The organism is Rhodobacter sp. P1_C2, from assembly GCF_056406375.1.
On the sequence record NZ_JBFUAG010000005.1, the window covers coordinates 357,534 to 378,104 of the forward strand.

Annotated in this window: 21 protein-coding genes and 1 pseudogene; 9 read left to right on the forward strand and 13 right to left on the reverse strand. The window is 65.2% G+C overall.

Features of this window, described 5'->3' with window-relative positions; translation table 11 throughout:
- Positions 1–40: 40 nt before the first annotated feature.
- Positions 41–544, reverse strand: a complete 504-nt coding sequence (locus AC1DZT_RS10780; protein WP_478006625.1) for a YciE/YciF ferroxidase family protein — start codon at positions 542–544, stop codon at positions 41–43.
- A 104-nt stretch (positions 545–648) separates the two neighbouring features.
- Here AC1DZT_RS10780 and AC1DZT_RS10785 point away from each other — a divergent pair, with 104 nt between their 5' ends.
- Positions 649–1,815 carry an MFS transporter gene (locus AC1DZT_RS10785; protein WP_478006626.1) on the forward strand — a complete coding sequence of 389 codons (1,167 nt, stop codon included), beginning with the start codon at positions 649–651 and terminating at the stop codon, positions 1,813–1,815.
- Here the strand turns inward: AC1DZT_RS10785 and AC1DZT_RS10790 are convergent.
- Positions 1,802–2,155, reverse strand: a complete 354-nt coding sequence (locus AC1DZT_RS10790; protein ID WP_478006627.1) for a rhodanese-like domain-containing protein — start codon at positions 2,153–2,155, stop codon at positions 1,802–1,804. The genes AC1DZT_RS10785 and AC1DZT_RS10790 overlap by 14 nt on opposite strands.
- Positions 2,156–2,316: 161 nt before the next feature.
- Here AC1DZT_RS10790 and uvrA point away from each other — a divergent pair, with 161 nt between their 5' ends.
- Together uvrA and AC1DZT_RS10800 are read left to right on the forward strand one after the other, a co-directional pair.
- Positions 2,317–5,178 (forward strand): excinuclease ABC subunit UvrA, encoded by a 2,862-nt coding sequence (gene uvrA / locus AC1DZT_RS10795; RefSeq protein ID WP_478006628.1) that lies wholly within the window; start codon positions 2,317–2,319, stop codon positions 5,176–5,178.
- Positions 5,179–5,185: 7 nt separating this feature from the next.
- Complete coding sequence (locus AC1DZT_RS10800; protein ID WP_478006629.1) at positions 5,186–6,175, forward strand: Lnb N-terminal periplasmic domain-containing protein; 990 nt, start codon at positions 5,186–5,188, stop codon at positions 6,173–6,175.
- 18 nt (positions 6,176–6,193) lie between these two features.
- Here the strand turns inward: AC1DZT_RS10800 and AC1DZT_RS10805 are convergent, their stop codons facing one another.
- From AC1DZT_RS10805 to AC1DZT_RS10815, 3 genes are all read right to left on the reverse strand, one after another.
- Positions 6,194–6,385 (reverse strand): YgaP family membrane protein, encoded by a 192-nt coding sequence (locus AC1DZT_RS10805; protein WP_478006630.1) that lies wholly within the window; start codon positions 6,383–6,385, stop codon positions 6,194–6,196.
- A gap of 112 nt (positions 6,386–6,497) precedes the next feature.
- Positions 6,498–7,364: a hypothetical protein gene (locus AC1DZT_RS10810; RefSeq protein ID WP_478006631.1), complete on the reverse strand. Its 867-nt coding sequence runs from the start codon at positions 7,362–7,364 to the stop codon at positions 6,498–6,500.
- 101 nt (positions 7,365–7,465) lie between these two features.
- Positions 7,466–8,965, reverse strand: a complete 1,500-nt coding sequence (locus AC1DZT_RS10815) for a CoA-acylating methylmalonate-semialdehyde dehydrogenase (protein ID WP_478006632.1) — start codon at positions 8,963–8,965, stop codon at positions 7,466–7,468.
- A gap of 140 nt (positions 8,966–9,105) precedes the next feature.
- Between AC1DZT_RS10815 and AC1DZT_RS10820 the strand changes: the two genes are divergently transcribed.
- Positions 9,106–10,005 (forward strand): LysR family transcriptional regulator, encoded by a 900-nt coding sequence (locus AC1DZT_RS10820; protein ID WP_478006654.1) that lies wholly within the window; start codon positions 9,106–9,108, stop codon positions 10,003–10,005.
- Here the strand turns inward: AC1DZT_RS10820 and AC1DZT_RS10825 are convergent.
- A complete protein-coding gene (locus AC1DZT_RS10825) occupies positions 9,984–10,583 on the reverse strand; it encodes a hypothetical protein (protein WP_478006633.1) in 600 nt (199 codons plus the stop codon). The genes AC1DZT_RS10820 and AC1DZT_RS10825 overlap by 22 nt on opposite strands.
- 144 nt (positions 10,584–10,727) lie before the next feature.
- Here AC1DZT_RS10825 and AC1DZT_RS10830 point away from each other — a divergent pair, with 144 nt between their 5' ends.
- From AC1DZT_RS10830 to rnd, 3 genes are all read left to right on the forward strand, one after another.
- Positions 10,728–11,162, forward strand: coding sequence for a CBS domain-containing protein (locus AC1DZT_RS10830; RefSeq protein ID WP_478006634.1), 435 nt, complete (start codon positions 10,728–10,730; stop codon positions 11,160–11,162).
- Positions 11,163–11,276: 114 nt separating this feature from the next.
- Positions 11,277–11,774, forward strand: a complete 498-nt coding sequence (gene coaD, locus AC1DZT_RS10835) for a pantetheine-phosphate adenylyltransferase (RefSeq protein ID WP_478006635.1) — start codon at positions 11,277–11,279, stop codon at positions 11,772–11,774.
- A gap of 135 nt (positions 11,775–11,909) precedes the next feature.
- Complete coding sequence (gene rnd, locus AC1DZT_RS10840) at positions 11,910–13,067, forward strand: ribonuclease D (protein WP_478006636.1); 1,158 nt, start codon at positions 11,910–11,912, stop codon at positions 13,065–13,067.
- 78 nt (positions 13,068–13,145) lie between these two features.
- Here rnd and AC1DZT_RS10845 read toward each other — a convergent pair whose 3' ends face one another.
- Complete coding sequence (locus tag AC1DZT_RS10845; RefSeq protein WP_478006637.1) at positions 13,146–13,592, reverse strand: hypothetical protein; 447 nt, start codon at positions 13,590–13,592, stop codon at positions 13,146–13,148.
- Positions 13,593–13,711: 119 nt separating this feature from the next.
- Here AC1DZT_RS10845 and AC1DZT_RS10850 point away from each other — a divergent pair, with 119 nt between their 5' ends.
- Positions 13,712–14,128, forward strand: coding sequence for a SufE family protein (locus tag AC1DZT_RS10850; protein WP_478006638.1), 417 nt, complete (start codon positions 13,712–13,714; stop codon positions 14,126–14,128).
- 46 nt (positions 14,129–14,174) lie between these two features.
- On the opposite strand, the gene AC1DZT_RS10855 is transcribed toward AC1DZT_RS10850, so the two are convergent.
- The 3 genes from AC1DZT_RS10855 to cobT all read right to left on the reverse strand — a co-directional run bounded on the left by AC1DZT_RS10855 (position 14,175) and on the right by cobT (position 18,235).
- Positions 14,175–14,501 carry a DUF427 domain-containing protein gene (locus AC1DZT_RS10855; RefSeq protein WP_478006639.1) on the reverse strand — a complete coding sequence of 109 codons (327 nt, stop codon included), beginning with the start codon at positions 14,499–14,501 and terminating at the stop codon, positions 14,175–14,177.
- Positions 14,501–16,285, reverse strand: a complete 1,785-nt coding sequence (locus tag AC1DZT_RS10860; protein ID WP_478006640.1) for an aminopeptidase P family protein — start codon at positions 16,283–16,285, stop codon at positions 14,501–14,503. Before AC1DZT_RS10860 ends, AC1DZT_RS10855 begins: the two co-directional genes overlap by 1 nt.
- Before the next feature lie 81 nt (positions 16,286–16,366).
- The gene (gene cobT, locus AC1DZT_RS10865; RefSeq protein ID WP_478006641.1) at positions 16,367–18,235 is read right to left on the reverse strand and encodes a cobaltochelatase subunit CobT; all 1,869 of its coding nucleotides are present in this window, start codon (positions 18,233–18,235) and stop codon (positions 16,367–16,369) included.
- Between the two features lie 195 nt (positions 18,236–18,430).
- Between cobT and AC1DZT_RS10870 the strand changes: the two genes are divergently transcribed.
- Positions 18,431–19,018: an NADPH-dependent FMN reductase gene (locus tag AC1DZT_RS10870; RefSeq protein WP_478002777.1), complete on the forward strand. Its 588-nt coding sequence runs from the start codon at positions 18,431–18,433 to the stop codon at positions 19,016–19,018.
- A gap of 49 nt (positions 19,019–19,067) precedes the next feature.
- Here AC1DZT_RS10870 and AC1DZT_RS10875 read toward each other — a convergent pair whose 3' ends face one another.
- The 3 genes and pseudogenes from AC1DZT_RS10875 to AC1DZT_RS10885 form a co-directional block, all read right to left on the reverse strand.
- Entirely contained in the window at positions 19,068–19,448 is a 381-nt protein-coding gene (locus AC1DZT_RS10875) for a hypothetical protein (protein ID WP_478006642.1), read from the reverse strand.
- A 235-nt stretch (positions 19,449–19,683) separates the two neighbouring features.
- Positions 19,684–20,199, reverse strand: coding sequence for an REP-associated tyrosine transposase (locus AC1DZT_RS10880; RefSeq protein ID WP_478006643.1), 516 nt, complete (start codon positions 20,197–20,199; stop codon positions 19,684–19,686).
- 146 nt (positions 20,200–20,345) lie between these two features.
- Positions 20,346–20,571: pseudogene (locus AC1DZT_RS10885) on the reverse strand (IS110-like element ISHne4 family transposase); the annotation flags it as partial.

The following is a 20,571-nucleotide window of genomic DNA, read 5'->3' on the forward strand; positions in this document are numbered from 1 at the left end:
CCGCAAAGCGCGGCCCCCGCCATTTCTTTGACCCGTAGCCTCAGGCAGCGGCTTTTTGCGCGTGACGGTTGATGCCGGCATCCGCCATCGCGGTCAGCGCGTCATCGGTCTTGTATTCCTCGTCCAGCGTCGTCTGCAGCAGGGCAGCCGCCTCTTTCATGCCCAGCACGGTCGCCCAGCGGTGCAGCGTGCCGTAACGGGTGATCTCGTAATGTTCGACCGCCTGGGCCGAGGAGATCAGGCCCGCGTCCAGCGCCGCGGTGCCGGTGAATTCCGCGATGATGTCTTCGGCCTCGCTCACGATGCCTTCGATGGCATCGCAGGTCTTGCCGCGCGCCGGTTTGCCCATCAGCTCGAAGATCTGCTGAAGGCGCTCGATATGGCCTTCGGTCTCGCCACGGTGCTTTTCGAAGCCCGCGCGCAGATCGTCGGATTGCGCCGCTTTCATCATCCGCGGCAGCGCCTTGTAGATCTTGCGCTCGGCATAGTAGACGTCTTTCAACGTGTCGAGAAACAGGTCTTCCAGGGTTTTCGATTTGGCCATGATATTCCTCATAGGGGTTGGACCATGGTCGCCATCCTTGACGCCACTGGCGAGATAACCGCCGCCGAGGCCAACCAGTTCCCCTTTACGCCAAGGAATGCCCGATGCGCCCGGTTCTGATCATCCTCTCCCTGTGGTGCGCGGGGCTGGGGGCTGCGGCGCAGTTCGGCAAGATCTCGGTCGCCTATGCGGCGCTGGGGGCGGCCTATCCGGCCGAGGCGGGGGTGGCGATCGGGCTGATGGTGTCGATCGTCGGCATGGTCGGGCTGGTCTTCGGCACCACGGCGGGGCTGGTGGTGGCGCGGGTCGGGGCGCGGCGGGCGATCCTTGGGGCGCTGGTGCTCGGGGCCGCCGTCTCGGGCGTCGAGAGCTTTCTGCCGCCCTATCCGGTGATGATGCTGGCCCGCGTGCTGGAGGGGGTCTCGCATCTGGCCATCGTCGTGGTCGGGCCGACGGCGATTGCGGCGGCAGCCCCGCCGGCACGGCAGGGCGCGGCGCTGACCCTGTGGTCCAGCTTTTTCGCGGTGACCTATGCGGTCCTGGCCTGGATCGGGCCGGGGATCCTGGCCGATTGGGGGATTGCGGGGCTGTTCCGCCTTCATGCGCTGTGGCTTCTGGCCTGCGCCCTGGCGCTTTGGACGCTGATGGAGGCCGATGTCCGCTGGACCGTCCCCGAGGTTGGCGCGGGCCTACTGGCGCAGCATGGCGAGATCTACCGCTCTCCCTTCATCGCGGCGCCGGCGACGGGGTTTGTCTGCTACACCATCACCTATGTCGCCGTGCTGACGCTGATGCCGCGGGCGATGGGGGACTGGGGCGGGCTGGTCGCGGTGGCGATGCCCTTGGCCTCGATCGGGGTGAGCCTGACGCTTGGGGTCTGGCTTCTGGCCCATGTCGCGGCGGTGCGACTGGTGGCGGGGGGATTCGCGCTGGCGTCGCTGGCGGGCGTGGCGCTTTGGCTGTTCTGGGGGCAGGGGATTGCGCCGGTGGTGGCGGCGCTGGTGCTGGCGGCGGCGCTTGGCATCGTGCAGGGCGCGAGCTTTGCCTCGCTGCCGCAGCTGAACGCCTCGGCGCGGGACCGGGCGCGCGGGGCGGGGGCGATTGCGCAGCTTGGTAATCTCGGCACCGTCACCGGCACGCCGATGCTGGCCTTTCTGATGCAGAAGGCCGGGATCGGCGGCCTTGCCCTGTTCCTGATCGGGTTCTCCGGGCTTGGCCTGCTGATCGTCGAGCTTCAGGCGCGGCGCAGGGCTGCGGTCAGACCCTTGTGACCTCGGCCCCGGCCTGAACGAGGCCGGCAAACCCGCCGAGGTTCACCGCGTCGTGGCCGAACTGTTCCAGCACCTGCTGCGCCATGGCCGAGCGCCCGCCCGCAGCACAGAAAACCCCGATCGGCTTGCCCGCAAGCCTCGCGTCATAATCCGGCGCCTTGGGATCGGCGCGCAGCGGGACCAGCGCCAACGGGATATGCAAGGCCCCCTGCACCGTGCCGGAGGCCTTCAGCTCGTCGCCTTCGCGAACATCGAGCAGGACAACCTCGCCAGCGGCGGCCTGAGCCAGAACCTCGGGCAGGGACAGGGGCTTTGCGCCGGGCGGTGGAAATGTGGACATGGGGCACCTCTTTTGCTGCGCCTCATATATTCTGAAATATGAATTTGTAAAGCATCGCAATGAGATTTCGCACTTCCGTTATGCGTTCATTATTTGTTCACTTTTTCGGGTTGGAATAGCGCCGATTCCACCCTATCTTCGGCGAGATTGTGAGGTGGGCCATGGCAGAGCAGAAGTTCATCGAGGTGCGCGGCGCGCGCGAGCACAACCTCAAGAATGTCGACGTCGATATTCCGCGCGACCAGTTCGTCGTGATCACCGGCCTGTCAGGCTCGGGGAAGTCTTCGCTGGCCTTCGACACGATCTATGCCGAGGGGCAGCGCCGCTATGTCGAAAGCCTGTCGGCCTATGCGCGGCAGTTCCTCGACATGGCGGGCAAGCCGGATGTCGACCATATCTCGGGGCTTTCCCCGGCGATTTCGATCGAACAGAAGACCACCTCGAAGAACCCGCGCTCCACCGTCGGCACGGTGACCGAGATCTACGACTATCTTCGCCTGCTGTTTGCCCGGGTCGGCGTGCCCTATTCGCCCGCCACCGGCCTGCCGATCACCGCGATGCAGGTGCAGGACATGGTCGATGCCGTGATGGCGATGGAGGAGGGCAGCCGCGCCTATCTGCTGGCGCCGATCATCCGCGACCGGAAGGGTGAATATAAGAAGGAATTTCTGGAGCTTCGCAAGCAGGGCTTCCAGCGCGTCAAGGTCGACGGCACCTTCCACGACCTGGAGGAACCGCCGGTGCTGGACAAGAAGCTGCGCCATGACATCGACGTGGTGGTGGACCGGATCGTCGTGCGTGACGGGCTTCAGACCCGGCTGGCCGACAGTTTCCGCACCGCGCTGAACCTCGCCGATGGCATCGCGGTGATCGAGACAGCCCCGGCTGAGGGCGAGGGCCAGCGCATCACCTATTCCGAGAAATTCGCCTGTCCGGTCAGCGGTTTCACCATCGCCGAGATCGAGCCGCGGCTCTTTTCCTTCAACGCGCCCTTCGGTGCCTGCCCGGTCTGCGACGGCCTCGGGATGGAGCTGTTCTTTGACGAGCGCCTGGTGGTGCCCGACCAGAGCCTGACCCTGACGCAAGGCGCCATCGCGCCCTGGGCCAAGTCGAAAAGCCCCTATTTCACCCAGACCATCGATGCGATGGCCAAGCACTATGGCTTTGACAAGAAAAAGAAATGGAAGGACCTGCCGGAGAATGTGAAGGAGGTCTTCCTGCGCGGCTCGGGCGGCGAGGAGATCGAGTTCCGCTATGACGAGGCGGGGCGGATCTACACGGTCAAGCGGGTCTTCGAAGGCGTCATCCCGAACATGGAGCGGCGGTACAAGGAGACCGACAGCTCCTGGAGCCGCGAGGAGATGGAGCGCTATCAGAACAACCGGCCCTGCGGCACCTGCCACGGTTACCGGCTGCGGCCCGAGGCTCTGGCGGTCAAGATCGACGGGCTGCATGCCGGCCAGGTCGTGCAAATGTCGATCCGCGAGGCGCATGCCTGGATCGGCCAGGTACCGGGGAAGCTGACCAACCAGCAGAATGAAATCGCCCGGGCGATCCTGAAGGAAATCCGCGAACGTCTTGGATTCCTTGTGAATGTCGGCCTCGACTATCTGACGATGAGCCGCAATGCCGGCACGCTTTCGGGCGGCGAAAGCCAGCGCATCCGGCTGGCAAGCCAGATCGGTTCCGGCCTGACCGGCGTGCTTTATGTGCTGGACGAGCCGTCGATCGGCCTCCACCAGCGCGACAATGACCGATTGCTCACCACGCTGAAGAACCTGCGCGATGCGGGCAATACGGTCTTGGTCGTGGAACATGACGAGGATGCGATCCGCGAGGCGGATTATGTCTTCGACATGGGGCCGGGGGCGGGGGTGCATGGCGGGCAGGTGATCTCTCGCGGCACCCCGTCGGAGATTGCCGCCGATCCGGCGAGTGTCACCGGGCAGTATCTGTCGGGGCAAAGGTCGATCCCGGTCTCGAAAACCCGGCGCAAGGGCAATGGCAAGAAGCTGACCGTGGTCGGCGCCACCGGCAACAACCTCAAGGACATGACGGCGGAGTTTCCGCTGGGCATGTTCGTCTGCGTGACCGGGGTGTCGGGTGGCGGCAAGTCGACGCTGACCATCGAGACCCTGTTCAAGACCGCCGCGATGCGGCTGAACGGCGCGCACGAGACCCCGGCGCCTTGCGAGACGATCCGCGGCTTTGAACACCTCGACAAGGTGATCGACATCGACCAGCGCGCCATCGGCCGCACGCCGCGGTCGAACCCCGCGACCTATACCGGCGCCTTCACCCCGATCCGCGACTGGTTCGCGGGACTTCCGGAGGCCAAGGCGCGGGGCTATCAGTCGGGCCGCTTCTCCTTCAACGTCAAGGGCGGGCGCTGCGAGGCGTGCCAGGGTGACGGCGTCATCAAGATCGAGATGCACTTCCTGCCCGATGTCTATGTGACCTGCGAGACCTGCAAGGGCCACCGCTACAATCGCGAGACTTTGGAAATCAAGTTCAAGAACAAGAGTATCGCCGATGTTCTTGACATGACATGTGAAGACGCCGCCCAGTTCTTCCAGGCGGTTCCGGCGATCCGCGAGAAGATGGATGCGCTCTGCGAAGTGGGTCTGGGCTATATCAAGGTCGGCCAGCAGGCGACCACCCTGTCAGGGGGCGAGGCGCAGCGGGTGAAGCTTTCCAAGGAACTCAGCCGCCGCGCCACCGGCAAGACGCTCTATATCCTCGACGAGCCGACCACCGGCCTGCATTTCGAGGATGTGCGCAAATTGCTGGAGGTGCTGCATTCCCTGGTGGATCAGGGCAATACGGTCGTGGTGATCGAGCATAACCTCGATGTCATCAAGACCGCCGACTGGATCATCGACATCGGCCCGGAGGGCGGCGATGGCGGTGGGCAGATCGTGGCCACCGGCACGCCGGAGCAGGTCGCCAAGGTCGAGGCGAGCCATACCGGGCGTTATCTGAAGCCGATGCTCGCCACCGCCAAGCGTCTGGCGGCCGAATGACGGCAGCATGATCTTCTTTATGCGGATCTTGGGCCTCGTCTTCGGGGCCCTGGCGGCGGGTCTGACCCTGTTCTGGTTCTGGCTCGCGATCGGGGTGCATCTGCAGGGGGCGGTGAAGTTCGGTGCCTTGGCGGCACTCGCCCTTGCCGCCTGTGCCGCGCTGGCCTGCCTCGTGCGGCGGCGGGCCCTGCCGATTTGGCTTCTGACGGCCTCTGGTCTGGCCATAGCCTCTGTCTGGTGGGCCTTCTTGCCTGCCACCAATGACCGGCCCTGGGCCGCGGAACTGGCCCATGTCGGCACGGGCGAAATCAGCGGTGCCCAGGTCACCCTGCACAACGTGCGCAACTTCGCCTGGATCACCACCGAAGAGGGCCTCTCTTCGTGGGAGACTCGGGCGGTCGATGCCGATTCCATCACCTCGGTCGATCTTTTGACCTCGGTCTGGAGCAGCCCGCTCATCGCCCATGTGATGATCAGCTTCGGCTTTGCCGATGGGCAGCATGTCGTCTTCTCGAACGAAATCCGCCGCACGCAAGATCAGGTCTACTCGACGCTTGGCGGTTTCGTGCGCGAGTTCACCCTGATCCAGATCATCGCTGACGAAAGGGATGTGATCCACCTGCGCACCGATCTGCGCGGCGAGACGGTCTCGCTCTTCCCGCTTCAGCTGACCCCCGAGGCGCGCAAGGCGCTTTTCCTCGGTTTCGTCAATTTCGGCAATGACCTCGCGGCAAATCCCCGGTGGTACAACACGCTGTTCGCGAATTGCACCACGATGCCCTACCGGATCGTGCAGGGCCTCGGCGGGCACCTGCCGCCGGACTGGCGCATTCTGGCTTCGGGGTATTTGCCGCAGTATCTTTACGATCAGGGCTATATCCGCCCCGACCTGACGGTGGCAGAGGTCGTGAAGCGCGCCCGCCTGCCCAAATCAGGTCCCGTGCCGCCCGACGGCATCGCCTATTCCCGCAACCTCCGGGCGGCTTGGGCGCAGTGAACGGGCCGCATCAGCCGCTCAGGTCTTGAGGCCGAGCACGGTATAGAGCGGGCAGGTCCGCAAGACCGCCGTCATCAGGGGCAGGATGCCGATCAGCTTGGCGTAATGCCAGAAACCGCTGCCCTGATCCAAGAAGAACCACAGCAGAAGCGCTGCACCGATGACGATGCGCAGGATGCGGTCTGCGGTGCCGATATTGGTGGTGAACATCTGTGTCTCTCCAAGCTTAATGCTGAGAGAGACATAGCAGGTCCGGCGTGCAATGCCTTGATCCAGATCAGACCCCGCGGCTGCGGGGCCTGATGGGTCAACGTGGCAGGCCTTACTGGATCAGGCGGCCGACCTCGCCATATTGCTGCTCGACGATGCCGGTGTCGGGGGCGACGCGGTAGAGCATGTCGCCCGAGCGGGCATAGATCGAATTGTCGGGCACGCCCTGGACCGGCGGGCGCAGGATCACATCATAGCCGCTCGGCAGGCGCTGGCCGATCTGGTAGGGGTCGTAGGGGACCCCGTTGCGCACCTGACCGGGCGGGATGCAGGGCGGGTTCTTCTTGGCGAGGCCGGGCGGGCAATTGGCATAGGTCGTGTCGTGCCAGCCCCAGTTCCAGTCGTCCACCGGGCCGACATTCTGCGTCACGTTCCCGGTCAGCAGGTCGATCAGGTAGAGGAAGGAGCCGTAGCGCACCAGGTTCGAGTTCGGCCAGGACGGATAGCGCGTGGGATCGAACATCACCACATAGCCCTCGGGCAGGGTATGGCCGACGCGGTAGGGCTGGTAATAGATATCGTCATCGTCGTGACGCGACCAATGGTTCGGGTCATAGACATAGGTCCAGCCGGGCTTGTGATGCGGACGGCGCGTGTCACCCTCCGCATAGTTCCGGATGTCGTCTTCCTTGTAAGTCTGGTTGCGGAAGGCATCGATCGGACTGGCGTATCTGTTCGACGCGTGGCCATCGTTGTCGTGGTCATCCTTGCCGTGCTTGCTTTGGCCGCGGTTGTCCTTGCCGTGGTTGTCCTGGCCATGGCTGTTGCAGCCGTGGCCTTTCTTGCCGGATCCACAGTTGTCGCCCTGCGAATGCCCGGATTTGCCGTGGTCGTTGCCATGGCCCTTGCCGTCGGCATTGGCCGTTCCTGCGAGCAAGAGCCCGGCAAGCGCCCCGGCCATGAGGGTGAAGTGTTTCATGTTTTGCTCCAATCGAATCGGGAACGTTTCGGACGGCCCCATCACCCGGGCAAACGCGCGGGTGATGGGATAGGTTCCCTTTAGGATCAGATCCAGCGCGATCAGTCCATCTGCTTGAAGTTTAGGCTCGCCCCTTCCTTGATGCCCGAGGGCCAGCGCGAGGTGATGGTCTTGGTCCGCGTGTAGAAGCGGAAAGCGTCCGGCCCGTGCTGGTTCAAATCGCCGAAGGCGGATTTCTTCCAGCCGCCGAAGGTGTGATAGGCCAGCGGCACCGGGATCGGTACGTTGATGCCGATCATGCCGACATTGACCCGGTTGGCGAAGTCGCGCGCCGTGTCGCCGTCACGGGTGTAGATCGCGGTGCCGTTGCCGTATTCGTGGTCCATCGCCATCTTCAGCGCCTCTTCATAGGTCTTGGCGCGGACGGTGGAGAGGACCGGCCCGAAGATCTCCTTCCGGTAGATCTCCATATCGGTGGTGACATGGTCGAAGAGATGCGGGCCGACGAAGAAGCCGTCCTCATAGCCCTGCAGCTTGAAGTCGCGGCCATCGACGACGAGTTTGGCGCCAGCGGCCACGCCAGATTCGATCAGGCGCAGGATATTGGCCTTGGCGGCAGCGGTGACCACGGGGCCGTAATCGACGTCATTGCCGCCGGTGTAGGGGCCGACCTTCAGCTTTTCGATCCGCGGCACCAGCTTGGCGATCAGGCGGTCTGCCGTCTCGTCGCCCACCGGCACCGCGACCGAGATCGCCATGCAGCGTTCGCCTGCAGCCCCGTAACCGGCACCGACCAGCGCATCGGCGGCCTGGTCGAGGTCGGCGTCGGGCATGATGATCATGTGGTTCTTCGCACCGCCGAAGCACTGGACGCGTTTGCCGTTCGCCGTGCCGCGCGCGTAGATATACTCGGCAATCGGGGTCGAGCCCACGAAGCCGATCCCGGCGATCTGCTCGTTGTCGAGGATCGCATCGACCGAGACCTTGTCGCCGTTGATCACCTGCAAGACGCCGTCGGGAAGGCCAGCTTCCTTCATCAGCTCGGCCAGCATCAGGGGGACCGAGGGGTCACGCTCGGAGGGTTTGAGGATGAAGGCATTGCCGCAGGCCAAGGCCGGGCCCATTTTCCACATCGGGATCATGGCGGGGAAGTTGAAGGGCGTGATGCCCGCGGCCACGCCGATCGGCTGGCGCATCGAATACATGTCGATGCCGGGGCCGGCGCTGTCGGTGAACTCACCCTTCAGAAGATGCGGCGCGCCGATGCAGAATTCCATCACTTCCAGCCCGCGCTGGATGTCGCCCTTGGCGTCGGGCACGGTCTTGCCATGTTCGGAGGAGAGGGCGACAGCCAGCTTTTCCATGTCGCGGTTGAGGAGACGGACGAATTCCATCATCACGCGCGCCCGGCGCTGCGGGTTGGTGGCGCCCCATTTGACCTGGGCCTTGGCGGCATCGGCGGTGGCGGCGTCGAGCTCGGCCTTGGTGGCCAGCGCCACGCGGGCCTGCACTTCACCGGTGGCGGGGTTGAAGACATCGGCGAACTTGCCCGAGGTGCCGGGAACATGCTTGCCGTTGATCCAGTGACCGATTTCTTTCATCGCTTCCTCCGCGGATACATTCAGTGTTGGCGTCACTTTAGTCTTGCGGAAATGCGGAGGGAAGAGGCAAGATTTCAAACGGGTTTTGCGAAAATGCAAGGATGATGGGCAGATTGCCCATCCTACCGGGAGAGGTGGCGATGGATTGGGACGATTTGCGCATCTTTCTGGCGGTGGCGCGGACGGAAAGCCTGTCGGCGGCGGGGCGGGGGTTGAAGATCGACCCGGCCACCGTGGGCCGCCGCATCGCGCGGCTGGAGGATGCGATGGGTCTGCGGCTTTTCGCCAAGGGGCCGCAGGGCTATGCGCTGAGCGATGAGGGGGCGCGGCTCCTCAGCCATGCCGAGCGCGCCGAGGCGGCGGTGGAGGGGGCGGCGGAGGCTTTGAAAGGGCCGGAAGGGCTGACCGGGCAGATCCGGATCGGCGCGCCGGATGGCTGTGCGAATTACCTGCTGCCGCAGGTTCTGACCCGGATCTGTGACGCCAATCCGGGGCTGGAGGTGCAGATCGTGGCGCTGCCGCGCGTCTTCAACCTGTCGAAACGCGAGGCCGATATGGCGGTCGGCGTCTCACGGCCCGAGGCGGGACGGCTGACGGTGCAGAAGCTGACCGATTACCGCCTGCATCTGGCCGCCTCGCGCGACTATCTGGCGCGGCATCCGCCGATCCAGAGGCCGCAGGACCTCGCCCGGCACCGTTTCGTCGGCTATATCCCCGATCTGATCTTCGACAAGGAGCTGGATTATCTGGCGGAGATCGGGGTGCAGGCGCCGCCTTTGGCCTCGAACTCCGTCTCGGTGCAGCTGAATTTCCTGCGCCATGGCGCGGGGTTGGGCGTCGTGCATGACTTTGCCCTGCCGGTGGCGCCGGAACTGACGCGGGTTCTGGCCGATCAGATCAGCCTGAAACGCGCCTTCTGGCTGATCCGCCATGCCGATGACGGAAGGGTGGAACGGCTCAACCGCTTTGCCACCCTGCTGACGGCGGAGGTGCGGGCCGAGATGGCCCGGCTCGAGGCCTATTCGGTGCAGGACGGGTAGGGCGCCTTCTCGCCCGGGACCCTGTCGCAGATCCTGACCTTGGCGAGGGCTGCGAGCCTTGGCGACCAGACGGCGCCCTCTGGCGGCAGGGGCGTGGCGCTGGCCGGGCCATGGGCGGCCCATTGCAGGGTGTAAATCTCCTCCGCGCCCTGCAGGACCAGCACGACCATGGATTCGGACTGCCCCTCGTAGCTGCCGCAGCTGAGGTAGCCGGCGAAGACCGCCTTGGCGCCTTTGACGGCGGGCAGGGGCAGGGCCTTGCTGGCGAAGCTTTCGGGGCAGGCGGCCTGATAGCCCTCCGCCAGGTGCCCCGCCACATCCTCTACCCTGGCCCGCGCGGCAAGCCCCCTGGCGCCGGTCAGGGTGATGAGCTGGCTCCACCTCTCGACGCTTTCGCCCTTGGGGGCGAGTTCCAGGATATAGGAGCGGTCCTGGCTGTCTTCGTACCCCGGCTGAAAGGGCGCGGGCACCGGCAGGGCGACGAGCTGGCCGTAGATCGGGCTGACCAGCGTCACCGGTGCGGCCTGCGCGGACGCGGGCAACAGCAGCAGCGGGAGAAGCGCGAAGGAAAGGCGCATGGCATGGCTCCGCAAGGGTTGAAGGGCTTCGGCATCCATGGGTCTTGGCTGGCATATTTGTACTATTATTTCAATATATTCCAGAGAACTTGACAGAATCTTACCCAGCGGGCAGCTTGATAAGGACAGGAAAGGGAGGCGCCTATGCTTGTCAGTCATATCCTCAAATCGAAATCGGACGACGGGGTCGTGACCCTGCAACCCGGCACCACCGTGGCCAAGCTGGCCGAGGTACTGTCGGAGCGGCGGATCGGCGCCATCGTGATCTCGCAGGACGGGCGGGTGGTGCAGGGCATCGTCTCGGAACGCGATGTGGTGCGCGAGCTGGGGCGGCGCGGGCCGGCCTGTCTGACCGATGCGGTCGAAAGCCTGATGACGGCCAAGGTCACGACCTGCGGCCGTTCCGACAGCGCCGACCAGGTTCTGGCGGTGATGACCGAGGGGCGCTTTCGCCATCTGCCGGTGGTGGAGGCGGGCCAGATGGTCGGCCTCATCTCGATCGGCGACGTGGTCAAGGCGCGGCTGGCCGAGCTTGCCATGGAAAACAGCGCCTTGGAGGGGATGATCAAGGGCTTCTGACCCGGCCTGGGACAGGGATCGCTGCGGGCGCCGGCGGGGCGCCCGTGACGCTTTGTCCCTTGCGTCCGGCGTCAAGCTATTGTTGCCTGTGCGGATCAGCTTGGCGGAGGCCCTATGCGCATCGGACTTTATCCCGGCACGTTCGACCCGGTGACCTTGGGTCATCTGGACATCATCCAGCGTGCCATGGCCCTCGTCGACCGTCTGGTGATCGGCGTCGCCATCAACCGCGACAAGGCACCGCTCTTCGGGCTGGAAGAGCGGGTCGCCATGGTCGAGGAGGAGTGCCGCGAAATCTCCTCCCGGATCGGCGGCGAGATCGTCGTGCATCCGTTCGAGAACCTGCTGATCGATTGCGCCCGCGATGTGGGGGCGGGGATCATCATCCGCGGCCTGCGCGCCGTGGCGGATTTTGAGTATGAATTCCAGATGGTTGGCATGAACCGCGCGATGGATTCCTCCATCGAGACGGTCTTCATGATGGCCGATGCGCGCCGACAGGCCATCGCCTCGAAACTGGTGAAGGAGATTTGCCGGCTGGGCGGCGATGTCTCGAAATTCGTCCCCCCCGCGGTGGATGTGGCCCTGACCCGGCGGCTGCGGCGCAAGTAGCCGCGGGGGCGCCGGGCCCTGTATCCGTTGATAAAATCCAGGCCCTCCCCTTTCCATTCGGCGGGGCTTTGCCTATAGCGGAAAGGGCGGGACAAACCCGCAAGCCGGCATGCCGGCCCCAGGGAAAGCCATATCATGCGCACGATTACCACGACCGAAGACCTTGCCGCCTTTTGTGCCGCCGCCAAGACGCAGGACTATGTCACCATCGACACCGAGTTTCTGCGCGAGCGCACCTTCTGGTCCAAGCTGTGCCTGATCCAGATGGCTTTGCCGGGCAAGGACGGCGAAGCGGTGCTGGTCGACCCGATCGAGGGCGCCGACATGTCGCTGGAGCCGCTTTACGACCTCTTCCGCCACACCGCCACCGTGAAGGTCTTCCACGCCGCTAGGCAGGATCTGGAGATTTTCTTCGTCGAGGGCAATGTCTTCCCGGTGCCGCTGTTCGACACCCAGGTCGCGGCGATGGTCTGCGGCTTTGGCGAGCAGGTCGGCTACGAGACGCTGGTCAAGAAGATCGCCAAAGCCGATCTCGACAAGACCTCGCGCTTCACCGACTGGTCGCGCCGCCCGCTGACCCAGGCCCAGGCCGAATATGCGATCGCCGATGTGACGCATCTGCGCCAGATCTACGAATTCCTCGCCGCCCAGATCGCCAAGAACAACCGGCAATCCTGGGTCGCCGAAGAACTTGGCATCCTCCTCGACCCCGAAACCTATACCACGCGGCCGGAAGAGGCCTGGATGCGGGTCAAGACGCGCACCACCTCGGGGCGGTTTCTGGCCGTGGTCAAGGAGCTGGCGCGCTTTCGCGAGACCTATTGCCAGACCCACAACATCCCCCGCGCCCGGGTGATGAAGGATGACGCGCTGCTGGAACTCGCCTCGACCCGGCCCACAAGCCATGAGGAATTGGGCCGCTCGCGCCTGCTGATGCGCGAGGGGCGCAAGCCCGAGATCGCCGATGGCATCATCGCCGCCGTCAAGGCGGGGATGGAGATGAAGCCGGAAGACCTGCCGCGCCCCGATGTCAGCCGCGAGCAGTTGCAGGTCAACCCGGCGCTGGCCGACCTGTTGCGCGTGCTGTTGAAGGCCAAGTCCGAGGGCTTGGGCGTGGCGGCGCGGCTGATCGCCTCCTCCGCCGATCTGGATGCGATTGCGGCGGGACAGCGCGATGTGCCGACCCTGACCGGCTGGCGCGCCGAGGCCTTTGGCGACGATGCCTTGCGGCTGTGCCGGGGCGAGATCGCCCTTTCGGCCAAGGGCAGCGAAGTGCGGGTGGTGCGGCTGTAAGCGCCCTCCGCCGATGGCAAGATCAAAGGAAAAGCCCGGCACGAGGTGCCGGGCTTTTCCTTTGGATCGGGGGCAGGCTCAGCGGCGTGCGGTCAGCGCGTTCCTGGCCCCGCGCACCTCGATCGAGGTGATCGATTGCAGGGTGAAGTCGGTGACATTGCCGGCCACGGTGACCTCGCGCGAGGGCTGGGTGCCGGCGGGATAGGGCTTCGGCGGCGGGGCGATGCGGAATTCGAAGACCAGCTTGCCCTTCTCGTCGACCGGCAGGGCCACGAGCGAGGCGCTCCAGTAGCCTTGGGTCGGCGGCAGGCCGGTGGCGCGGACGATGACGCCGCCGGGATAGGGCTCGACCTTGACGGTCAGGACCTGATCGACCAAGCCCCGGCTGTCCACGACGTTGCCGACCTCGACCACCGGCTGGGCCGCGGGCCTTTTGCCGAACCAGTTGAACGGGTTCAGTTTCGATTGGCCGCAGCCGCCGAGAGCCAGACCGAGTACCGTCATCAAGACCAAAGCGCGTTTCATGGCTGCCCCCTGTTACACCTCCGTTGGGTATCGCAAGCGGCGGGATTTGAAAAGCTGCAGCTTTGCCCCGGCTTTACCTTTCGGCGTCGCGGGGCTAGGTCTGGGCCAAGGAGAACCCGATGGCCACGCAAGCTTTTGAAGACCTCGCAGATACTTTCGAATTCCTCGGGGACTGGGAAGAGCGCTATCGCCATGTGATCGAGCTTGGCAAGGCCATGCCGGCGCTGGACGACACCTTCAAGGTGCCCGCGCTGAAGGTGCAGGGCTGTGCGAGCCAGGTCTGGCTCAGGCCGCAGATCAGCGCTGGCACTTTCGATTTCCAGGGTGATTCTGACGCGATGATCGTGCGCGGCCTGATCGCCGTCCTGCACAATCTTTACGCCGGATTGCCCCTGGCCGAGGTGCTGAAGGTCGATGCCGCGGCCGAACTGGCGCGGCTCGGGCTGAACGACCATCTGTCGGCGCAACGCTCGAACGGCCTCCGCGCGATGGTGGAGCGCATCCGCAAGGTCGCGGGCGAGGCTTTGGCGGCCTGATTTTGGCTGGTTAGATGGGCAGATTGCCCATCCTACGGGTGCCCGATTACAGGCGTTCGACGCGGACCGAGGGGTAGAAGGCCAGATAGCCGGCGATGCTTTCCATCGCCTCGATCGGGCGTTCATAGGTCCAGACCGCATTCTGCAGCCCGGCGACCGAGAAATAGCTCGCCTGTCCCTTCCAGGGGCAGGTGGTGGCATGGTCGGTCGCGGTGAAAAGCGTCATGTCCATATCGGCGCGCGGCAGGTAGAGGACCGGGTCATGGCCCGCCTCATCGAGCAGCAGCGCCGCGGCGGTCTCTCCCAGGACCGTGTCGCCGACGCTGACGCGGTAGCGGCCCGGGGCGGGTGTGACGTGAATTGGCAGTCCCATCAGAGCACCTCACAAGCGGTTTTGGCCCAGGCGAGCGCCTCGGGCGACAGGCGGGGGCCGAGTTTGGCCAGAACCTCGGCGTGGTAAGCGTTGAGCCAGGCGCGTTCGCCCGGGGCCAGGGCTTGCGTCAGGATCAGGCGGCGGTCGAAGGGGACGAAGGTCAGGGTCTCGAAGGCCAGCTGGTCGCGATTGTCGCCGATCTTGGCCGCCTCTTCCACCACGATCAGGTTTTCCAGGCGGATGCCGAAGGCGCCCTCGCGGTAATAGCCCGGTTCGTTGGACAGGATCATGCCCGGCTCGAAAGGCACTTCGTTGATGCGTGACAGGCGCTGCGGACCTTCGTGGACCGAAAGGAAGGCGCCGACGCCGTGGCCGGTGCCATGGTCGAAGTCCTGCCCCGCCATCCAGAGCGGCGCGCGGGCGAGGGGGTCGAGGTCGCGCCCGGCCAGCCCTCGCGGCCAGCGCGCCCGGCTGATCGCGATCATGCCTTGCAGCACGCGGGTGTAACAGGCCCGCGCCTCATCCCCCGGGTCGCCGACGGCGATGGTGCGGGTGATGTCGGTGGTGCCGTCGAGATATTGCGCGCCGGAATCGACCAGCAGCAGCTCGTTCGCGCCGATGCTGCGGTTGCTTTCCTCGGTCACGCGGTAATGCATGATGGCGCCGTTCGGCCCCGCGCCGCTGATCGTGTCGAAGGAGATGTCGTGCAGCGCATTGGTCGCGCGGCGGAAGCCTTCGAGGGCGGTGACCACGTCGATCTCGGTCAGCCCGCCCTTCGGGGCCTGCGCGTCGACCCAGGTGAGGAATTCGACCATGGCGGCGCCGTCGCGCAGGTGGGCGATGCGCATCCCCTCGATCTCGGCGGCGTTCTTGCGGGCCTTGGGCAGGCGGCAGGGGTCGTCGCCCCAGACCACATCCTTGACCAGTTGCGAGATGGCGAGCGGGGCCGTGGTCTTGTCGACCCGCACCTTGCCGGTCAGGCTTTCGAGGGCGGGGATGAAGGCCGCGGGCGGCTGGAGGGTGACATCCGGGCCAAGGTCGGCCAGAACCTCCGGCCCGATCTTGGCAGGATCGGTGAAGAGCGTGACCTTGCCATCGGCCTGCAGGATCGCAAAGCCCTGCAGGATCGGGTTCTTCGGCACATCGGCGCCGCGGATGTTCAAGAGCCAGCAGAGCGAATCCGGCAGGGTCAGGACAGCGGCATCCTGGCCGAGGCTGCGCAGTTCGGCACCGAGGCGCGCGCGTTTGGCGGCCGAGCTTTCGCCGGCAAATTCGACCGGATGGCTGAAGGCCTTGCCGCAGGGCGCCGCGGGCTGGTCGGGCCAGATCGCATCGACGAGGTTCTCGGTCGGGCGCAGGCTGACCTTGCTGCCCGACAGCGCCGCTTCGATCCGCGCGATCTCGTCTGCGGTGTGGAGCCAGGGGTCAAAGCCGAGGACTCCCTCTGCCAGATGCTCGGCGATCCAGGGGCCGGGCTTGACCTCGGGCCAAGGGACGGGGGTGAAATGGGCGAGGTCGACCTGGCCCTTGACCTGGGTGCGGTAGCGCCCGTCGATGAAGACGCCCGCGACATCGGGCAGCACGATGCAGAACCCGGCCGAGCCGGTGAAGCCGGTCAGCCATTGCAGGCGTTCGTCACGGGCCGCGACATATTCACCCTGATGCGCATCGGCGCGGGGGATGATGAAGCCCTTCAGGCCTGCACTTTCGAGTTTGGCGCGCAGGGCGGCGAGGCGCCCGGGGCCCTGGGCGGGCGAGGCATGGCTGTCAAAGGTCTGAAACATATCCGTCTTCCCCGCGCACGATTTTTCTGCGAAAAATCGGTTCTGTCCTGCACCCTGATTTTTCGCAGAAAAATCGTGGCCTTATCCTGCCTTGCGCCCCTTGAAGGCGCGTTCGCGCTTCTTCGCATCCACCTCGAACAGGCTCGCCAGCTGCTCGGTCATCGCCCCCGCCAGCTGTTCGGCATCGGTGATCGTCACGGCGCGCTGGTAGTAGCGGGTCACGTCATGGCCGATGCCGATGGCGATGAGTTCCACCGCCTTGCGCCGTTCCACCATCGCGATCACGTCGCGCAGGTGTTTTTCGAGGAAGTTCGCCGGGTTGACCGAAAGGGTGGAATCATCCACCGGCGCGCCGTCCGAGATCACCATCAGGATCTTGCGCGCCTCGGGCCGGGCCAGCATCCGGCGGTGCGCCCATTCCAGCGCCTCGCCGTCGATGTTTTCCTTGAGGAGCCCCTCTTTCATCATCAGCCCGAGGTTCGGCCTGACCCGCCGCCAGGGCGCATCCGCCCCCTTGTAGATGATGTGGCGCAGATCGTTGAGCCGCCCCGGGCCGGGGGGGCGCCCGCTCGCCAGCCATTTCTCGCGGCTCTGGCCGCCCTTCCAGGCGCGGGTGGTGAAGCCGAGGATCTCGACCTTCACCGCGCTGCGCTCCAGTGTTCGCGCCAGCACATCGGCGCAGATCGCCGCGATCGAGATCGGGCGGCCGCGCATCGAGCCGGAATTGTCCAGAAGCATCGTCACGCAGGTGTCGCGGAACTCGGTGTCCTTTTCCTGCTTGAAGGACAGGGGAGTCGTCGGGTTGGCCACGACCCGCGCCAGACGGCCGGCATCCAGCGTACCCTCTTCCAGATCGAACAGCCAGGACCGGTTCTGCTGCGCCTGCAGGCGGCGCTGCAGCTTGTTGGCCAGGCGCGAGACGGCGCCCTTCAGGGGCTCCAGCTGCTGGTCGAGATAGGCGCGCAGGCGTTCCAGTTCGGCCGGTTCGGCCAGATCCTCGGCCTTGACCTCTTCGTCGAACTCGGTGGTATAGGCATTATAAAGCGGGTCCGCCGCCGAATGCGGGGCAGGGGGTGGCGGCTCCAGCGGGGCCTCGCCATCGGGCAGCTCGGCCTCTTCGCCCTGGTCGAGGTCGGAGGTCTCCTCCATCGTCACCTCGGCCTGGGACTGGTCGGGCTCGTCCTCCTGGCTCTGTTCGGGCGAGGCTTCGGATTCCTCGCTCTCCTCCTGTTCGGCGCCGGCCTCTTCGGGGTTCTCGTCACGCTCTTCGTCGCCGGAATCGTCCTGCGGGTCGTCCTGGTCGGGGTCATCGCCCAGCTGGTCACCATAGCCGAGGTCCGAGATCACCTTGCGCGACAGGCGGGCAAAGGCGGACTGGTCTTCGAGCACCTCGGCGATATTGGTCAGCGTGCCTGCGGCCTGATCCTCGATGAAGCCGCGCCACAGGTCCATGATGTTCTGCGCACCCTTGGGCAGGTCGCGCCCGGTGGCGAGGTGGCGGACGAGGTAGCCCGCCGCCACCGGCAGCGGCGCTTCGGAGGCGGCGGTGATCTGGGAATAACCCTTGCGATCGGCCTCATGTGCGATCTTGGCGTCGATGTTGGTGGCGGTCCCCGGCATGGCGCGGGCGCCCACCGCCTCGCAGCGCGCGGTCTCCATCGCGTCGAAAATCTCTTTGGCGAGCGGCCCGGTCGGCGCGTATTTCGCGGCCACCTTGTCATTGTGATAGCGCCGCTTCAGGGCAAAGGCATCCGCCGTTCCGCGCGCCAGCAGGACCTCGTCCCGCGTCATCCGGCGCGAGACCTGCGGCAGCCGCACGCCTTCCTTGTTCATCCCCGCCGGATCGACCGAGTAGGTCACCGTCATCTCGGGATCATCGGCCATCGTGCGCGTCGCATCGGCGAGCGCCTTCTTGAAGGGATCAGCGGGGTTGTCGAGCGGTTTTGTCATGGCCGCAATCTGGCACCCAATGGCGGCAGGAGCAAGGTGGGGAAGTGCCCGCCAAGGCGGCATCGCGCCGAAATTTCCACCGGCACATACGTGCAATACCGCACAGCATTGGCGCGTTATCAGTGAATTGTGATAGACATGCACCAAGGCCTAACTTGACGCATCGCATAGCAACGCTCTTCAAGGAAGATCACCATGACCAAACCGAAAATCGCCCTCATCATCGGCTCCACCCGCCCGACCCGTTTCGCCGATATCCCGGCGCAATGGATGCTGGCCCAGGCGCAGGCCCGCGAAGACATGACCGTCGAACTGGTCGACCTGCGCGACTTCGACCTGCCCTTGTTCAACGAAATGGCCTCCAACCTCTGGATGCCCTCTTCGGACGCCCGTGCCGTGGCCTGGCAGAAGAAGATCGGTGAATATGACGGCTATATCTTCGTCGTGGCCGAGTACAACCGCTCGATCACCGGCGCGTTGAAGAACGCGATGGACCAGGCTTACGTCGAATGGGGCCACAAGCCGATGACCGCGATCGCCTATGGTTCGGTCGGCGGCACCCGCGCGCTGGAGCATCTGCGCAACATCGCGGTCGAGCTGCAGATGGTCCCGACCCGCAATGCCGTTCACCTCGGCATGGGCGATTTCTTCAAGGTTCACCCGGGTATGGGTGGGTCCGGCAAGATGTCTGATGTCGAAGCCAACCTGCTGCCGGCGGTCAAATCCTCGCTGGACGATCTGGTCTGGTGGGCCAAGGCCACGATGGCTGCCCGCGCTGCCTGATCCGGGTCTGCACATGTTCGGGAAAGGGGGCGGGGTTCCGCCCCCTTTTTCATTGGCTGAGGAGCAGCGCCGTGCAGCGGGCGATCTGGCTTTCAGCCCGCGCCGCGGCCCAGGGGGTCTTGCGGGTGAAATGCGCGGCGGCGAGCAATTCAGCCTCGGCCACCTTGGCCTGCAGGCGCAGATCCATCGAGGCGACTTCGCTGCCCGGAACCTCGGCCGCGGCGAGGAGATCGGCCATCTGGTCGCGCAGATGTTCGGTGGCCTCGGAGGCGGGATCGCCGATCAGCCACTGAAACTCCATCAGCGCCGAAAGCCGCCCGGTGCAGGTGGCGAAAAGCCTGGCCGGGTTTGGGTCGGGCAGGGTCTGGGCACAAACCGGACCTTCCGGCGCAAGCAGCGTCAGTGACAGGCCGAGACAGCTGATCAGCATTTTGCCCATGCGGCAATGATCGCGCCAAATCGGTTTACATATCGTGAGTCTACCGCGCCTCTGCATGGCGCACCACCTGTCTAGATGGTCAGATTGCCCATCCTACTGGTTAGGCGGGTGATGGGGGCTGCGGGGGCCGGAATCGGGACGGGGGGCTTGCGCGGAGGATGCCCTATGGAAGATGGGCAGATTGCCCATCCTACCACCTGGCGCGGCGCCCTGGGTTATTGCCGCGTCAGATCAAGGCGTGGTGCGGGGGATGGGTGGCGCGGATGGGCGGCGGCACGGCGCGGGTCTTGTTGAAGCTGGAATAGGGCCAGAGCTCTGGCGCGCTGACGAGGCCATGTTTGACCGGGTTGAGCCGGCAATGGTCCAGCGCCTGGCGGAAGTCCATCTCGTCCCGGATCGCGTGTTCGTAGAAGCGGCGCTGCCAGATGCCACGCTCGCGCTTGGCTTCGAGGCTGGGGCGGAGCCGATCCCGGTTGGGGATCGCATGGGAGAACAGCGCCTTGATCCGCCGCCAGCGTTCGGAATACCAGACGCCGCCCTCGGGCTCCGTCCAGACCGCGTGGAGGTGATCGGGCAGCACGACCATGGCATGGCAGGTCACCGGGTAATCGCGCAGGGTGCGGGCATAGGCGTAGCGCAGGCTCTCGATATGGTCGGTGAGCAGGGTGGCGCCACGATCCTCCAGCCTGACGGTGAAGAAATAGGTGGCACCCGGGATGAGGAGGCGGCGATACTGGGTCATGCCCGCAGTGTCGGGCAGATTGGTTAAGTATGGGTTTAAGGCGGCGCCCCTTGCCGGCCCCGGAGGGTTTCACACCCTCCGGACCTCCGGTGGAGTAAAGGCGCAGAGGGCAAAGGGCGGCATGGCCGGTTGGTAGCAACTGTCTTTCAGGCTTTGGTTTGGGCGTAGTCTTTGCCTGTTTTGACCATTGCGTTGAGAATTGTCAGGAGTTTTCTTGCGCAGGCGATGATTGCGACCTTTGTCGGTTTTCCGGCAGCGGCGAGTCTTGCTCTGAAGGCCTTGATGTTCGGATCGTGGCGCGAGGCGATGAAGCCGGCCAGGTAGAGGCTGCGTCTGATGGCGGGTCGCCCGCCCCAGATGTGGCGCCTTCCG

Coding starts and splice junctions, on each gene's coding strand:
- AC1DZT_RS10825 (WP_478006633.1), bottom strand. CDS start 10,583: ATGCGCCTTTCCTTCGCGCTTCTCCCGCTGCTGCTGTTGCCCGCGTCC.
- AC1DZT_RS10805 (WP_478006630.1), bottom strand. CDS start 6,385: ATGTTCACCACCAATATCGGCACCGCAGACCGCATCCTGCGCATCGTC.
- AC1DZT_RS10820 (WP_478006654.1), top strand. CDS start 9,106: ATGGATTGGGACGATTTGCGCATCTTTCTGGCGGTGGCGCGGACGGAA.
- cobT (WP_478006641.1), bottom strand. CDS start 18,235: ATGACAAAACCGCTCGACAACCCCGCTGATCCCTTCAAGAAGGCGCTC.
- coaD (WP_478006635.1), top strand. CDS start 11,277: ATGCGCATCGGACTTTATCCCGGCACGTTCGACCCGGTGACCTTGGGT.
- AC1DZT_RS10810 (WP_478006631.1), bottom strand. CDS start 7,364: ATGAAACACTTCACCCTCATGGCCGGGGCGCTTGCCGGGCTCTTGCTC.
- AC1DZT_RS10815 (WP_478006632.1), bottom strand. CDS start 8,965: ATGAAAGAAATCGGTCACTGGATCAACGGCAAGCATGTTCCCGGCACC.
- AC1DZT_RS10780 (WP_478006625.1), bottom strand. CDS start 544: ATGGCCAAATCGAAAACCCTGGAAGACCTGTTTCTCGACACGTTGAAA.
- AC1DZT_RS10860 (WP_478006640.1), bottom strand. CDS start 16,285: ATGTTTCAGACCTTTGACAGCCATGCCTCGCCCGCCCAGGGCCCCGGG.
- AC1DZT_RS10785 (WP_478006626.1), top strand. CDS start 649: ATGCGCCCGGTTCTGATCATCCTCTCCCTGTGGTGCGCGGGGCTGGGG.
- AC1DZT_RS10880 (WP_478006643.1), bottom strand. CDS start 20,199: ATGACCCAGTATCGCCGCCTCCTCATCCCGGGTGCCACCTATTTCTTC.
- AC1DZT_RS10850 (WP_478006638.1), top strand. CDS start 13,712: ATGGCCACGCAAGCTTTTGAAGACCTCGCAGATACTTTCGAATTCCTC.
- AC1DZT_RS10855 (WP_478006639.1), bottom strand. CDS start 14,501: ATGGGACTGCCAATTCACGTCACACCCGCCCCGGGCCGCTACCGCGTC.
- AC1DZT_RS10800 (WP_478006629.1), top strand. CDS start 5,186: ATGATCTTCTTTATGCGGATCTTGGGCCTCGTCTTCGGGGCCCTGGCG.
- rnd (WP_478006636.1), top strand. CDS start 11,910: ATGCGCACGATTACCACGACCGAAGACCTTGCCGCCTTTTGTGCCGCC.
- AC1DZT_RS10830 (WP_478006634.1), top strand. CDS start 10,728: ATGCTTGTCAGTCATATCCTCAAATCGAAATCGGACGACGGGGTCGTG.
- uvrA (WP_478006628.1), top strand. CDS start 2,317: ATGGCAGAGCAGAAGTTCATCGAGGTGCGCGGCGCGCGCGAGCACAAC.
- AC1DZT_RS10875 (WP_478006642.1), bottom strand. CDS start 19,448: ATGCTGATCAGCTGTCTCGGCCTGTCACTGACGCTGCTTGCGCCGGAA.
- AC1DZT_RS10845 (WP_478006637.1), bottom strand. CDS start 13,592: ATGAAACGCGCTTTGGTCTTGATGACGGTACTCGGTCTGGCTCTCGGC.
- AC1DZT_RS10790 (WP_478006627.1), bottom strand. CDS start 2,155: ATGTCCACATTTCCACCGCCCGGCGCAAAGCCCCTGTCCCTGCCCGAG.
- AC1DZT_RS10870 (WP_478002777.1), top strand. CDS start 18,431: ATGACCAAACCGAAAATCGCCCTCATCATCGGCTCCACCCGCCCGACC.